The sequence below is a fragment of the Thalassospira sp. CH_XMU1458 genome (assembly GCF_037027205.1).
Taxonomy (GTDB): domain Bacteria; phylum Pseudomonadota; class Alphaproteobacteria; order Rhodospirillales; family Thalassospiraceae; genus Thalassospira; species Thalassospira tepidiphila.
Map to the genome: position 1 here is coordinate 421,640 of NZ_JAYMDW010000003.1, position 13,565 is coordinate 435,204.

The following is a 13,565-nucleotide window of genomic DNA, read 5'->3' on the forward strand; positions in this document are numbered from 1 at the left end:
TTTCATAAGATATCGCAAACCCCCGCAGGCACTGCTTGCGGGGGTTTTTATTTGTCTTGAACGGTCGGTCTGTGATCCCGGTGATGCTCACAACATCAGCGTTTCTGCGTCTCATACGTGCCCTTTCCGATAAGCGGACTGTGGTGATGAAACTGACGTGAAAGGAACTGGCTGTGAATATGCTCAACCTGCTTCAAACTGTCCGTGACGCGATCTTTCCGGCAATCATGTTTGCCGTGATGACGCTTGGTACGCTTGTGTCGTCGCCAAAGGCGGAAGTTTACAATCCCAATGGCGTGCCGATCTCGTCGAGCGAATGGGCCGAAACATCCCCGGACTCCGCAAAGGTGACGGTAAAGGATGCGCTTAGCAATTCCGGAAATGCCACGGTTGTTGCCGGTGTGACCAATGCGAGTGCGGCACCTTATTTGAACCTGTTTGGTTCTGACGGTGCCGGTTCGATCTGGTGGCCGTCGGCAGATGGCGGCAATGCCGAGATCCAACTTCAAATCAGAAATGCATCGGGCAGCGTCACCGCTGCTTGTACGGTGACTTCCAAGAAAGATACTGCCGGGAAGTTTGCGACGACCTGTCAGTAACCAAAGGTTTGCGCCCGGTGGCAGTGAGATCGTGGCAGTGAGATCATCGTCGCGTGGAAATAAAACAGGGGCCGGTCATGGGCCCGGCCCCTGTGCACCGCCGCGTCGGGAAGAAGGTTTGACGCGGCGGGTATTTGTGATGTCGCAGTGATATCCGTCTGGCTTATTTGCCAGCAGCAACTTCGTCTGCGACCGCATCAACAGCCTGTTTGGCGATGTCGATGACTTTGTCGACCTCTGCCTTGGTGATGCAAAGCGGCGGGGCAAAGCCAAGGATGTCGCCGTGCGGCATGGCGCGCGCAATCATGCCACGTTCCAGGCAGGCGGCTGATACGCGCGGACCGATTTTCGCATTCGGATCGAAGCGTTCCTTCTTGGTTTTGTCGGCGACAAACTCAAGGGCGGCCATCAGACCAACGCCGCGGGCTTCGCCAACCAGCGGATGGTTGTCAAAGGTTTCATGCATGCGCTGCTGGAAGTAACCGCCCGTGTCCGCCGAGTTGCCGGTCAGGTTTTCACCATCGACGATATCAAGGTTGGCGTTGGCGGCCGCCGCGCAGACCGGATGGGCGGAATAGGTCCAGCCATGGCCGATCGGGCCCATCTGATCGGAACCCTGTTCCAGCACTTTCCAGACGCGTTCGCCAATGATCACACCTGACAGCGGCAGGTAACCCGATGACACGCCCTTGGCGATCGTGATCAGGTCCGGCTTGATGCCATAGTGAAGCGACCCGAAGTAAGACCCGGTACGACCAAAGGCAGTCACGACTTCGTCGGCAACCAGCAGAACATCATACTTGTTCAGAACAGCCTGGATGGCTTCCCAGTAGCCTTCTGGTGGGGTGATGATGCCGCCCGTGCCCATGACCGGCTCGCCGATGAAGGCCGCAACGGTTTCCGGACCTTCGCGCAGGATCATTTTTTCCAGATCATCCGCACAGCGTTTGGCAAATTCTGCTTCGGTTTCGCCAGCCTCTGCATTCCAGTAATGGTGCGGGCAGGTGGTGTGCAGAATTGGCGCACGCGGCAGATCAAATGCATTGTGGAAGGCAGCAAGGCCGGTCAGGCTGCCGGTCATGATGCCCGAGCCGTGATAGCCACGCCAACGCGAGATGATTTTCTTTTTCTGCGGCAGGCCGCGGATGTTGTTGTAGTACCAGATCAGCTTGATGTTGGTTTCGTTGGCATCCGATCCGGACATGCCGTAATAGACGCGCTGCATGCCTTCGGGTGCGCTTTTGATAATGCGGTCCGACAGACGGATGACCGGCTCGTTCCCGTGCCCGACATAGGTGTGGTAATAGGCCAGTTCCTTTGCCTGCGCATAGATCGCATCGGCAATTTCGGTGCGGCCATAACCGACGTTTACACAATACAGACCGGCGAACGCATCAAGGCTTTCGCGGCCTTCGGTGTCGTGGATATAGATGCCCTTGCCGCCATTAATGATGCGGTTGGGGGTTTCACCGGCTGCGTGCTGACGCATGTGGGTCGAGGGGTGCATGAAATGCGCCCGGTCCATTTCCTGCAGATCAGCAGTAGTGTTTTTGATGACATTCATTTGAATTCTCCCATGTGAATGCGGTTGATGTCTTTTGCGCGCACCAAGGTCAAAACCTAGGCTTTGTAAGCAGCGCAGACGTATTTCAGTTCGGTAAATTCTTCGAGGCCATGGCGCGATCCTTCGCGCCCAAGGCCGGATTGTTTGACGCCGCCAAACGGGACCGGTGCGCCGGTGATTTTCACGCAGTTCAGCGCGACCATGCCGTATTCAAGGGCGTTTGAGACGCGTGCCGCACGGTCGTTGTCCTTGGTCAGCAGATAGGCGGCAAGGCCATATTCGCTGTCATTGGCCTTGGCGATTACTTCGTCCTCGGTATCGAACGGCATGACCGGGGCAACCGGGCCGAATGTTTCTTCGGAAAAGATCTTCATGTCGTCGGTGACATCGGCAAGCAGGGTCGGGGCAAAGAACAGCCCGCCCATTTTCTTGCCACCGGTGACAACACGGGCTCCCTTGGCGCGCGCATCGGCAACATGTTCTTCGCATTTGGCAACCGCACGGTCATGCATCAGCGGACCGATTTCGACATATTCCTCGATGCCGTTGCCAACCCGCAGATCGGCGATGGCCTTGGCATATTTATCAAGGAAGTCGTCATAGATGTCGCGCTGAACAAAGATGCGGTTGGCGGCCAGGCAATCCTGACCACTGGTGGCGAATTTTGCGTTCACCGCGTGGGCGACTGCCTCGTCCAGATCGACATCATCAAAGACGATGAACGGGGCATGACCGCCGAGTTCCATCGACATTTTCTTGATCGTCTGGGCACCTTGCGACAGCAGAAGACGGCCAACCTCGGTCGAGCCGGTAAAGGATAGTGCTCGGACATCGTGATGGCCGCACAGCTCGCCCACCACCGGGTTCGGATCACCGGTGACGATGTTAAATACACCTGCCGGGATGCCGGCACGTTCGGCCAGTTCAGCCAGTGCGGTGGCCGAAAACGGCGTTTCAGTGGCCGGGCGTACGATCATGGTGCAACCAGCGGCCAGGGCAGCCGCGGCCTTACGCGTGATCATCGCACACGGGAAGTTCCACGGTGTGACCGCAGCAGTCACCCCGATCGGTTCGCGTTTGATCGACATGTTGCGGCCGGGCAGGTGGGATGTGATGTTTTCGACATTCACCCGCTTGGCTTCTTCGGCGTAAAATTCGATGAAGCTTGCGGCGTAATCGATCTCGCCGCGGGCTTCGTTGATCGGCTTGCCCTGTTCAAGGGTCATCAGAAGGGCCAGATCTTCCTTGTTTTCAATCAGAAGATCATGCCAGCGACGCAAAGCGGCACTGCGTTCCTGAGGCAGAAGGGCGGCCCATGCCGGGAACGCTTCGCGGGCAGCCGCGATGGCCTTGCGGGTTTCGTGAACGCCCATGTTCGGAACGGTGCCGATGAAGCTGCCATCGAACGGGTTGGTGACTTCGATCACCTGAAGGTTGTCAGCCGAGCACCAGCGACCATCAATATAGGCATGTTCGCGCAGCAAACGCAGATCGGAAAGCTGGCTGAGCGAAACGCAACGCTGTTCCTTTGATTGTGCCGTCATGGTGGCCTCCTTCCTTAAGCTTGGCGCGGTTTGCGCGAAGCATGTCATTGAACTGGGAGGAAGGTAGCAACAGGCGATCAGAGGAGGTGACCGAACTCGGCGCCATTTGATGCGTTTTTTTTGGCGCGGAGTGGCAAAAAGCGAATGTTTTTTCTGCTGAGCGCCAAAACGCGCAGAAAATCAGTCTTCTGACTGATCGAGATATTTGCGCATTTCGCGTTTCTGGCGGCGCTTTTCAATAAGGGTTCGGATGATGATGGCCGCAAAAAACAAGATCACGACGCTTGTTGTCATCGGGAAGGCGACCGGGATGCCAATGACAAAGGCCAGTGCGCCGATAACACTGCCGCCAACAAGGGCGATAAAGCCGCCCAGCATGATGATGCCAAGCAATACGGCAAGAAGTATGGAGGCGATTTTGTTCATAAGGCGCAGTTCATAAGGTCAGGCAAAAGAAGGATGGACGGAGCCCCGTTGCCGGGAAGCTCCGTCCGTTCGTTTTGTCAGTTCTTGTCGTTGTTGCGGTTGGTCAGCTGTTTGGTGGTTTGATCAAGCCGCTGGGCAAGAACCCGGATCAACTGATTGGAAACAGCCTGGTCCTGTCGAACAAGACCAAGGAATTCGGTCTTGTCGAGTTTCAGAACCGTCATGTCTTCGACCGCACGGATGGTTGCCGAACGCGGTGCGTCGACAAGCAGGGCGATTTCGCCAATGACTTCCTTGGCATGAACGTCACGCAGTTTGAGCGTCTGGTGTTCATCAGTGGTCAGCCAGATTTCACCGCGCCCGGAAATGACGATAAAGGCCGCATCACCCGGGTCGCCCTGTTTGACGAGAACCTCACCATGTTTGAAGGTCAGGCGCGGGCTGGTAAAGGCCAGCAGCTTGACGACACTGGGGTCGAGGCCTGCGAATAGCGGGATCGTGCGCAGCAACCGGACTTCCTGATCGATGTCGCCTGCGGCCAGTGCCGCTGCGGCTTCGTCTTCGGTTTCTTCGGTTGTTGTTTCACTGTCATCGGCAACGCTTTTGCGTTTGACCAGCTTTCCGTTCGACATATAGAGCAAGGTATCGAACTTTTCACCGGCATGGTCATCATCATCGACCCAAACCAGACTGGTATGGTCGCTTTCACCCGTCAGGTAGTTGATGATGCTTTCGCGGGTTTCGCGATCCAGAGCCGAAAGGCCTTCGTCGACGACCAGAAGATCCGGGTTCTTGATCAGCGCACGGACAAGGGCGATTTTCTGGCGCAATGTCTGGGACATGCGGCTGCCGCCAACGCCGACCTGGCTTTCAAGGCCAAGTGACACCAGTCCTTCGTAAAGGCCGCCTTCGTGGGCGATTTCAAACAGGACCTCGCCGACGCGTTCCTCGGAATTTGCACGGCCATAGGCAAAGCGACCAAACAGCAAATTATCAAGGATCGGTGCTGCTGAGGCGTAGCCATCCGCCTCGAAGAAGTCGATATAGCCTGCCAGATCGTCGGGCATGTTTTCGCGGAACTTGGGGCGGGCCTGAAGAACAAGTTCGCGGAAATCATCATCAATCACGCGCAGGCGGTGGCGGGCCGGGGTCAGTTGCATGGCAACGTCGAGAAGACGCAACTGGTCCTCTTTGCGCATGTCATCAACACGCACACCGTCGGTGCGTTTCAGGATGTTCTTCACCTCGGGCATTTCATCGGCCGAGACAAAGCTGTATCGGTCAAAGAACTCATGCCCCGGCGGCAGGCCGGTAAACAGTTCGATCATCAGATCAAGCGTTTCACGCCCCATCTTGATCATCTTTTCATACAGGCCGCTTTCGCGCAGGCTTTTCTGGATATAGGGATGGGACAGGAAGTCCATCCGCTTGAATTCGGTGCGTGATGGCGTCCCGAACAGGATGTTTACACCGACCGGCGCGTTGTCGTTGTATTTGTCGAAATCATAAGGTTCGACAAGGTCGGACAGCTGACGTTCAGCCAGGATTTCCTTAAGACGCGGACGGACATCGAGTACCGATTGAACAAGGTTCGGGCGTTCTTCAGGGCTGATGCGGCGCAACAGACCAATGCGATAAATATCACGATCAAGGCCGACCACCTCAAGCAGGCGCATCAGTTCCTTTTGCATGTCTTCGCGCGATTCAAATCCCGGTCCGACATAATCGATCCACTCGGCAGACGGATCATAGGGGATGTTGCCCGACATCTTGATCTCGTCATACATTTCGCGCGTCAGCTTCCAGGGCAGGTCGGCGGGATCGGCAAGTTCGACGACATCGACAAATTTGGGATCGGGATAGGCTTTGGCGTCCGCATCGCTCTCGGGTGCGGAATTATCGTTATCCTGTTCCAGAAGGACAGGCCGGTGTTTCAGGCCATAGAACAGGTTATCTGCAATACTGCCATTAAACAGATACGCATCCGCCCCGACATAGGCCAGACGTTGCCCGACCACCGCAGCCGGAAGGGTGGTGGCATCAAAATCGGCAAACTGAATGCGCCCGCCGGTCGGGGTCATGATGTGGGCAATCAGACGGGCAAGTTGCGATTTGCCACTGTCTGATGCGCCGGTCAAAAGGGCCTTGCCCGGCAATCCCATGTTAAAGGAAACATTTTCGACAACACGGGTGCCGTCTTCATCCGTCCATGACAGGGCACTGACATCCAGCGGGCCGGCCAGTTTTGGCGAAACCGGTGCAATCAGTTCGTGTTCCGGTGCAAGGTCAGGCAGCTCGAACTGTTCGTGCAGTTGTTCGTATTTGATGTTGGCATCGGCAAGGCGCTGATAATAGGCGAGAAGCTCTTTCCACGGTGCGGACATGTCCTTGTAGGCGGCAAGAGCCGCGACCAGCGCACCGAAGCTCAGATCCCCGGTAATCACCAGATAGCCACCGATGGAATAGAAGAAGAACGGGGTGATCTGGGCGATGAAGTTGTTCAGGAACTTGATGAAGAATTTGCGGAAATAGATTTCCTTGCGGATCTCGAAAATCCGGCCAAGCCGCTGGGTGAAGTGGGTCAGTTCGAACCCTTGGGTCTCGTTGGCGCGGATATCGGTCGCACCGCCAACCGTCTCGCCGATATGTTCGGACATGCGGCGCACGTTCTGAACGCGCTGTTTGCCAAGCAGGTTAACACGACGTTGCAGTTTCGGGATCAGATAGCCCTGCAGCGGATAAAACGCGATCGCAGCCAGGCCCATCAAAGGGTCCTGAATAAAGATAAAGGCCGAAATCGTGATCAGAATGCCGCCCTGATAAAGCGGCAGGGCATAGGCCTCGCCAAAGAAGCCGCCCAACGGTTCAGCCTCGGCGGTGATCATGGAAACGATTTCGCCCTGGCTGGTCTTGCGGAAATGCGGCAGTGGAAAACGCAGAACACGGTCAAAAAGCTCGTAGCGCATGCGACGCAGCATGCGTTCTGCCATCACGCCTTGATAGACGTTGATGAAGTATTTGAAGCCGCCATTAACGAAGACGAGGGCCAGAAAAATGCCCGACAGGGCGAACAGATACTCGATCTGAGTCAGATCGATGCCAAGGATGTCATAGGGCGCACCGGCACCACCGATGGCCTCGTTGACGATCTGTTTGGGCAGATCAAGCGAGTAATAAAGAAACGGGAAAGAGGCCAGCGTGACCAATGTCAGCATGATCTGCTGGAGGCGGCTATGACGCCATATATAGGCAAAAACCGATTTGGGCATTCGCACGTCCCGTTTTGTGGTTGTGGAACATTTTTGTTCCGTTTGCTCGTTTTTATATTTGGGCAGGGTCAGGACCCTAATGTGCAGGTTATGCGCCGGTTGTCTGATCAACCAAGATCAAAACTTTGTTCCGGTTCAATGAACCCGCAGAAACCGTCCGCCACGGCGTCGGGTTTATCATAAGCCTGATAGTGATAGAGCCACATCTTCGCCTTGATCTCGGCAGGCAGGGTCACAAGTTGGTCGTAATGGGCATGGACCCCGGAATGACGGGGGCCGAGTTCGCAATCCTGAAAGACGATGTCGGCCTTTTTGTAGAACGGCATGTGGTCTTCGGGATTGAAAATCGCATCTGTTGTCAGGAAGAAGGACTTGTTCTGGCCGTGACCGAACAGGGCATAGGAATACATCGTGCTTTCCGGTGTCACGACATGGGCAACCGGGATGACATCGAAATGCATGCCATGCCAGTCAAATCCGTTCTTGGTGGAAAGTGGGACCACATCGAAATAGGACGACAGTTTGCTGTTGCCGTGGTCGCTGATTTCAAGGCCGCCGCGCAATGAGTGCTCCCACAGCGGTTCAAGCAGTTCGTCGACCGCAAACAGTTCCGCCCGGTGCCCTTCGAAGACGAAATAATTGGCAAGCGCCATCCATTCGAGCCCACCGATATGGTCCGAATGCAGATGGCTGACATAGACACCATGAATGTCGTTTGGCATGTGACCAATGTTGCGCAGCGAATGGCGCGCGTCTGAACCGCAGTCAATCAGCAGGCGCTGTGGTTGGTCATTGCCCGACGGGGTCGTTTCCAGAACCATGTTGCTCTGAAAATTGTCAGCGGCCATACAAAAGGCCGATCCTGTCCCCGCAAACGTTAGCTTCATTCCCCGATCTCCCGATATTTGTCGAAAGATTAGACGAGGTTCGGGGCGTTTAACCACCCCCTTTTTATGAGTAACCGCTCAATTTTCCCGGTAAGCCTGGCCTGACCGACTGTTCAGGATGGTGTTGATGTCTTGTTTTGATCGGATGGGACGTCTTGTGGATGGTCGTTCCGGGCGTTGGCAAGTTTGCTCATTTCACTACGCAGAGCGCGCAGTTCGGTCATGATTTCCTGATGATCGAGTTCGATCACATCGCGTGTCTGGGTTTCTTCAACATCGACATGTGTCGACATCGCATCAACCACAATCGCGATAAACAGGTTCAGGACGGCAAATGTCGTCACCAGAATGAACGGCACGAAGAAAAGCCACGCCAGCGGGTAAGACTCCATCACCGGGCGGACAATGCCCATCGACCAGCTTTCCAGCGTCATGATCTGGAACAGCGAATAAAGTGATTCGCCAATCGTGCCAAACCAGTCAGGGAAGCCTTCGCCAAACAGCTTGGTCGCCATCACGGCAGAGACATAAAACACCAGCGACAGAAGTGTCAGGACGGAAATCATGCCGGGAATGGCGCGCATCAGGGCTTCGACCACCTTGCGCATGGAGGGCACGGTCGAAATCAGGCGGAAGGCACGCAGGATACGCAGCGCACGCAGGACCGAGACGCCCTGGCCTGCCGGCATCAGGGTGATGGCAACAATTGTGAAATCAAAGACATTCCAGGCGCGCTTGAAGAAGGCCAGCCGATAGAGCGCAAGTTTCATTACCAGTTCGATGACAAAAATCGCCACCGCCACCTGATCGAGCACATGTAGCACCGACCCCGCCGCATTCATCACAGTCGGGGAAGTTTCAAGCCCGAGGATGATGGCGTTAATCGCAATGACGGCGGTGATGAAGTTTTGAAATCGGTTGGATTCAACGATCCGGCGAAGAAAATTCATGGTGCCTCCCGACCAGGCCGGAAAAGGGCGCTTCATTTTGCCGGATATAACCGACGGACAGACTGCGCCGGAAAATGACAACAGGGCGCAGCATCATTGATGATGGTCTGCGCCCTGAATGGAAAATCAGTTCAGGCCCTTGCGGCCCATTTCAAGGAACTTGTCACGACGGCGCGCCTTCAGCACGCCACCTTCGACATCGTCCATGCTTTCAAGTGCCTTGATGATCGCTTTGCCAACCCGTTTGCAGGCTTCCTTGGCATCGCGCTGTGCGCCGCCAAGCGGCTCCGGCACGATTTCGTCGATCACGCCAAGCTGCAACAGATCCTGTGCGGTAAGACGGAGCGCCTCGGCGGCGGTTTTGGCTTCGTCGCCAGAACGCCACAGAATGGATGCGCAACCTTCTGGCGAGATCACCGAATAAATCGAGTTTTCAAGCATCAGAACGTTGTTGGCAACCGCAAGCGCAATCGCACCACCCGATCCACCTTCGCCGATGATGACCGATACCAGCGGCACCTTGATATCAAGGCAGGCTTCGATCGACCGTGCGATGGCTTCGGACTGGCCGCGTGCCTCGGCATCGGCACCCGGGAAGGCACCGGCGGTATCAACAAGGGTGACAACCGGGATGTTGAAACGCTCAGCCATGCGCATCAGGCGGATTGCCTTGCGATAGCCTTCTGGACGGGCAGAACCGAAATTGTGTTTCACACGGGTTTCGGTATCGCGGCCTTTTTCATGGCCGATCACCATCACCGTGCGGCCCTGCAAACGACCGAAACCACCGATGATTGCGGCGTCTTCGCCAAACTGGCGGTCACCGGAAAGCGGGGTGAAATCGTCAAACAGGTTGGCGATGTAGTCGGTGAAATGCGGGCGATCAGGATGGCGCGCCACCTGGGTTTTCTGCCAGGGGGTCAGCTTGCCATAGGTGCCTTGCAAAAGCTTGGTCAGCTTTTCCTGCAGGCGGGAAACCTCGTCTGCGATGTTGACTTCGTCACTGCCCGTCAAATGACGGAGCTCTTCGATCTTGCCTTCAAGTTCGGCGATCGGCTTTTCAAAATCGAGGAAGTTATGCATCAGGGCATCATATCCGACTGGGAAACAATGGGGCGGAACATAGTATATCGACCCGCCACGTCAAGGGCGGAGCTATGAACAGTCCATATTTTCCGTTTACGTAATAATTATGGCGTAGTGTTCATACATTCATTACGCCCGACAGTTTGCACGTGGAACCCCATGACGTCCAGTATCGAGATCACACACATCAACGCCCCGGACGACGTTTCGTTCGAGCGGCTTGTTGAAATTCTTTTGGCAGCCTTTGCCTTTCAGGACGATATCGTTGATCCACCAAGTTCGGCCAAATCGGTTTCGGTTTCCGAACTGCAATGGCGTTTTGCCCGTGACACGCTGTTTGTCGCCCGGGATGGCAATGGCAACATCATCGGCCAGATCTGGATCGAGGATGTCGGCAAGGACGCCTATCTTTACAAGCTTTCGGTTGACCCGGTGGTCAAGGGGGCTGGTATCGGCAAGGCATTGGTCGAGGCGGCCTTGGCGTTTGCGCGTGGTCGCGGCAAGCAGCATATGCGGCTTAGTGTTCGGATCGAACTTGAAGACAATATCGCGTTCTTCAAATCACGCGGGTTTGTGATTGCCGGCGAAGGCGTCCATGAGGGATATGACAGAACGACGTTCTGGAAAATGGCGCGTGATTTGCAGCAAATCTGATCAGGCGGGTTCACTTTCGGGCATTGGGCGTTTTGACATCGCGTAATATGGAACGTGGGTTTCGCCCCAGTCCTTTAAGGCCAGAATAATGCCGCGCAGCGTTTCACCTTTTTGTGTCAGGCTGTATTCAACGCGCGGCGGGACTTCGGCATAGACTTCACGATGCACCAAGCCGTCGGCTTCAAGTTCGCGGAGCTGGCGGGTCAGCATGCGCTGGGTGACGCCGGGCATCAGACGGCGCAGCTCGTTAAAGCGTTTCGTGCCATCAAGCAGATGGAACATCACAACGCCCTTCCACTTGCCACCAATCATATCAAGCGCACCTTCAACCGGGCAGCCGGGGCTTCTGTTGGGTGGGCAGCTATTCATCTTTAACCTCCAAATCAGCAAGACCGGTTCAGGTGATGTGCCTGTTATGCCCTGAAATCCTCAATAGTATACAAATTGATACTATATGCTGAAATTGTGCGTACTTATTTCAAAGAGGATTATGCGTTAAAACTTGGCCATTCACAAATCAAACCTTTGATGGAAGGAAATGCCAAAGATGAAAGCCATTGGTATTTATAAATCTGCCCCGGTCGAAACCGACGGCCTGTTCACCCAGATCGAAACCGATGCCCCGGTTGCCGAGGGTCACGATATCCTTGTTAGGGTAAAGGGCGTTGCGGTGAACCCGGTCGATTTCAAAGTCCGCAAGGGCAAGCAGGATGACGGTGCCTTCAAGGTGCTTGGCTGGGATGCGGCCGGTGTTGTCGAGGCTGTTGGCGAAGACGTCACCCTTTTCCGCCCGGGCGATGAAGTCTGGTATGCCGGGGATGTGACCCGTTCGGGGTCCAATGCCCAGCTGCAACTTGTTGATGAACGCATTGTCGCGCCCAAGCCGAAGTCACTTGATTTTAGCGCTGCCGCAGCCCTGCCATTGACGACGATTACCGCCTGGGAAGCGATGTTTGATCGTCTGTTGATTGATCGCACCGCAGTTGATTCCAATGCGGACAAAACGATCCTGATCATTGGCGGGGCCGGTGGTGTTGGATCGATTGCCATTCAGTTGGCCAAGCTTGCCGGTCTGAAAGTCATCACGACCGCATCGCGCCCGGAAACTGTGGCGTGGGTCAAAAAGCTTGGCGCGGATCAGGTGATCAACCATCGTAATCCGCTGGATGAAGAACTGGCCGCGATTGATGTTGCCAATGTTGATTACATCTTCTGCACGTCGGAAACTGATCAGTATTTTGATGTGATGGCGACTGTTATCGCGCCGCAGGGCCGGATCGTGACGATCACCGAGGCCCAGGAAAATCACAATGTGGATCTTCTGAAAGCCAAGTCGGCCAGCTTCTCCTACGAGTTCATGTTTACCCGTTCGATGTTCCAGACGGCTGACATGATTGAACAGCACAAGCTTCTGGCGACGGTCGCCCAGTTGGTTGATGAGGGCACCATTACCAATACGGCGAATGAAAGCTTTGGCGCGCTGTCACCGGAAAACCTGCAGAAAGCGCATGCGTTGCTGGAAAGTGGCAAGGCCATTGGCAAGATCATCTTTGACGGTATTGCCGACTGATCGCAGTGCCATAAAATAACAGGCATCTGAATTAAGGGCCGATCCGCGTGAATGTCGCGGGTCGGCCTTTTTTGTGTTTGTGCGATATGCCGGTTAATCGGCGGAAGCATCTGCTATCAATGCTGTGATCTGATCCCGGAGCCAGCGATACAGTGGATGGGTGGTGGTGCGGTCATGCCAGATCAGCGCCATGTCAAAACCGGTAACAGGCATCGGGGGATCAAATATCTGGATCTGACCGGTACGACCATGGGCAACCCGCCTGGGCACAAGGGCGATCATATCGCTGCGTGCGACGATTTCGGGGACAACAAGAAACCCCGGTGCAGACAGGGCAACGTTGCGTTTGCGTCCAAGTGCCGCCAGGGCATCATCCGCAGGCCCCTTAAAGCCGCCGCCTTCGGGGGACACAACCACATGGTCAAGCGCGCAAAAGCTGTCGAGGTCAAGTGGCGCGCTGATTGCCGGATGTTCGCATCTGGCGATTGCGACATATTCCTCGCGATAAATTTTACGCATCCGAAGCGTTTCTGGCGCGGTTTCAGGCGTTGAAAGCGCAAGACTGACATCACCGCGCGCCATCTGGGTATCCAGCATCGATGTGTTGATCGTCCGCCAGGCGACCTTGATCCCCGGCGCATCACGCCGCAAAACGTCAAGAAGCGGCATCAGGATCGCGTATTGCACATAGTCACTGGCGGCAATGGCGATGGTGGCGGTGATTGTTGATGGATCAAACGGGCTGTTTTCGGCAACGACCCGGCGAACCCCTTCCAGTGCCTGATGCAGCGGTTCCTGCAGTTCCAGTGCGCGTTCGGTCGGGATCATGCCGCGCTGTGCGGGTAGCAATAACGGATCGCCCAGCAAATCACGCAGGCGGGTCAGGCGGGTTGAAATCGCCGGCTGGCTGAGGTTCAGCCGCTTTGCCGCATGCGTGACGTTGCGTTCGGCCAGCAGCGTGTCGAGTGTCACCAGCAGGTTGAGGTCAAGCTTGCTGATATCTGTCATATTTATAC

12 protein-coding genes are annotated in these 13,565 nt (G+C 55.5%); 3 read left to right on the plus strand and 9 right to left on the minus strand.

Going from position 1 to position 13,565, the window contains the following annotated elements:
- Positions 1-173 precede the first annotated feature (173 nt).
- A complete protein-coding gene (locus tag WBY09_RS15975; protein ID WP_336233258.1) occupies positions 174-599 on the plus strand; it encodes a hypothetical protein in 426 nt (141 codons plus the stop codon).
- A gap of 163 nt (positions 600-762) precedes the next feature.
- Here WBY09_RS15975 and WBY09_RS15980 read toward each other — a convergent pair whose 3' ends face one another.
- The 7 genes from WBY09_RS15980 to WBY09_RS16010 form a co-directional block, all read right to left on the minus strand.
- Positions 763-2,163, minus strand: a complete 1,401-nt coding sequence (locus WBY09_RS15980; protein WP_336233259.1) for an aspartate aminotransferase family protein — start codon at positions 2,161-2,163, stop codon at positions 763-765.
- Between the two features lie 56 nt (positions 2,164-2,219).
- The gene (locus tag WBY09_RS15985; RefSeq protein WP_336233261.1) at positions 2,220-3,707 is read right to left on the minus strand and encodes an NAD-dependent succinate-semialdehyde dehydrogenase; all 1,488 of its coding nucleotides are present in this window, start codon (positions 3,705-3,707) and stop codon (positions 2,220-2,222) included.
- A 180-nt stretch (positions 3,708-3,887) separates the two neighbouring features.
- The gene (locus tag WBY09_RS15990) at positions 3,888-4,133 is read right to left on the minus strand and encodes a hypothetical protein (RefSeq protein WP_336233263.1); all 246 of its coding nucleotides are present in this window, start codon (positions 4,131-4,133) and stop codon (positions 3,888-3,890) included.
- A gap of 77 nt (positions 4,134-4,210) precedes the next feature.
- The gene (locus WBY09_RS15995; protein WP_336233265.1) at positions 4,211-7,402 is read right to left on the minus strand and encodes an ABC transporter transmembrane domain-containing protein; all 3,192 of its coding nucleotides are present in this window, start codon (positions 7,400-7,402) and stop codon (positions 4,211-4,213) included.
- A gap of 107 nt (positions 7,403-7,509) precedes the next feature.
- Entirely contained in the window at positions 7,510-8,289 is a 780-nt protein-coding gene (locus WBY09_RS16000; protein WP_336233267.1) for an MBL fold metallo-hydrolase, read from the minus strand.
- Positions 8,290-8,402: 113 nt separating this feature from the next.
- Positions 8,403-9,239, minus strand: a complete 837-nt coding sequence (locus tag WBY09_RS16005; protein ID WP_008890049.1) for an ion transporter — start codon at positions 9,237-9,239, stop codon at positions 8,403-8,405.
- 126 nt (positions 9,240-9,365) lie between these two features.
- Entirely contained in the window at positions 9,366-10,322 is a 957-nt protein-coding gene (locus WBY09_RS16010; protein WP_008890050.1) for an acetyl-CoA carboxylase carboxyltransferase subunit alpha, read from the minus strand.
- A gap of 162 nt (positions 10,323-10,484) precedes the next feature.
- On the opposite strand from WBY09_RS16010, the gene WBY09_RS16015 reads away from it, so the two are divergent.
- Positions 10,485-10,979: a GNAT family N-acetyltransferase gene (locus WBY09_RS16015; RefSeq protein WP_336233268.1), complete on the plus strand. Its 495-nt coding sequence runs from the start codon at positions 10,485-10,487 to the stop codon at positions 10,977-10,979.
- Here WBY09_RS16015 and WBY09_RS16020 read toward each other — a convergent pair whose 3' ends face one another.
- Complete coding sequence (locus WBY09_RS16020) at positions 10,980-11,348, minus strand: winged helix-turn-helix transcriptional regulator (RefSeq protein WP_336233269.1); 369 nt, start codon at positions 11,346-11,348, stop codon at positions 10,980-10,982.
- Positions 11,349-11,526: 178 nt separating this feature from the next.
- Here WBY09_RS16020 and WBY09_RS16025 point away from each other — a divergent pair, with 178 nt between their 5' ends.
- Positions 11,527-12,549, plus strand: a complete 1,023-nt coding sequence (locus tag WBY09_RS16025; protein WP_336233270.1) for a zinc-binding alcohol dehydrogenase family protein — start codon at positions 11,527-11,529, stop codon at positions 12,547-12,549.
- Between the two features lie 93 nt (positions 12,550-12,642).
- Here WBY09_RS16025 and WBY09_RS16030 read toward each other — a convergent pair whose 3' ends face one another.
- Entirely contained in the window at positions 12,643-13,557 is a 915-nt protein-coding gene (locus WBY09_RS16030; RefSeq protein WP_336233271.1) for a LysR family transcriptional regulator, read from the minus strand.
- Between the last annotated feature and the right edge of the window lie 8 nt (positions 13,558-13,565).

What these genes read in the sequence shown, in the direction of transcription:
- WBY09_RS15980 (WP_336233259.1), bottom strand. Translation starts at nt 2,163, where the DNA reads ATGAATGTCATCAAAAACACTACTGCTGATCTGCAGGAAATGGACCGG.
- WBY09_RS15985 (WP_336233261.1), bottom strand. Translation starts at nt 3,707, where the DNA reads ATGACGGCACAATCAAAGGAACAGCGTTGCGTTTCGCTCAGCCAGCTT.
- WBY09_RS15990 (WP_336233263.1), bottom strand. Translation starts at nt 4,133, where the DNA reads ATGAACAAAATCGCCTCCATACTTCTTGCCGTATTGCTTGGCATCATC.
- WBY09_RS15995 (WP_336233265.1), bottom strand. Translation starts at nt 7,402, where the DNA reads ATGCCCAAATCGGTTTTTGCCTATATATGGCGTCATAGCCGCCTCCAG.
- WBY09_RS16000 (WP_336233267.1), bottom strand. Translation starts at nt 8,289, where the DNA reads ATGAAGCTAACGTTTGCGGGGACAGGATCGGCCTTTTGTATGGCCGCT.
- WBY09_RS16005 (WP_008890049.1), bottom strand. Translation starts at nt 9,239, where the DNA reads ATGAATTTTCTTCGCCGGATCGTTGAATCCAACCGATTTCAAAACTTC.
- WBY09_RS16010 (WP_008890050.1), bottom strand. Translation starts at nt 10,322, where the DNA reads ATGCATAACTTCCTCGATTTTGAAAAGCCGATCGCCGAACTTGAAGGC.
- WBY09_RS16015 (WP_336233268.1), top strand. Translation starts at nt 10,485, where the DNA reads ATGACGTCCAGTATCGAGATCACACACATCAACGCCCCGGACGACGTT.
- WBY09_RS16020 (WP_336233269.1), bottom strand. Translation starts at nt 11,348, where the DNA reads ATGAATAGCTGCCCACCCAACAGAAGCCCCGGCTGCCCGGTTGAAGGT.
- WBY09_RS16025 (WP_336233270.1), top strand. Translation starts at nt 11,527, where the DNA reads ATGAAAGCCATTGGTATTTATAAATCTGCCCCGGTCGAAACCGACGGC.
- WBY09_RS16030 (WP_336233271.1), bottom strand. Translation starts at nt 13,557, where the DNA reads ATGACAGATATCAGCAAGCTTGACCTCAACCTGCTGGTGACACTCGAC.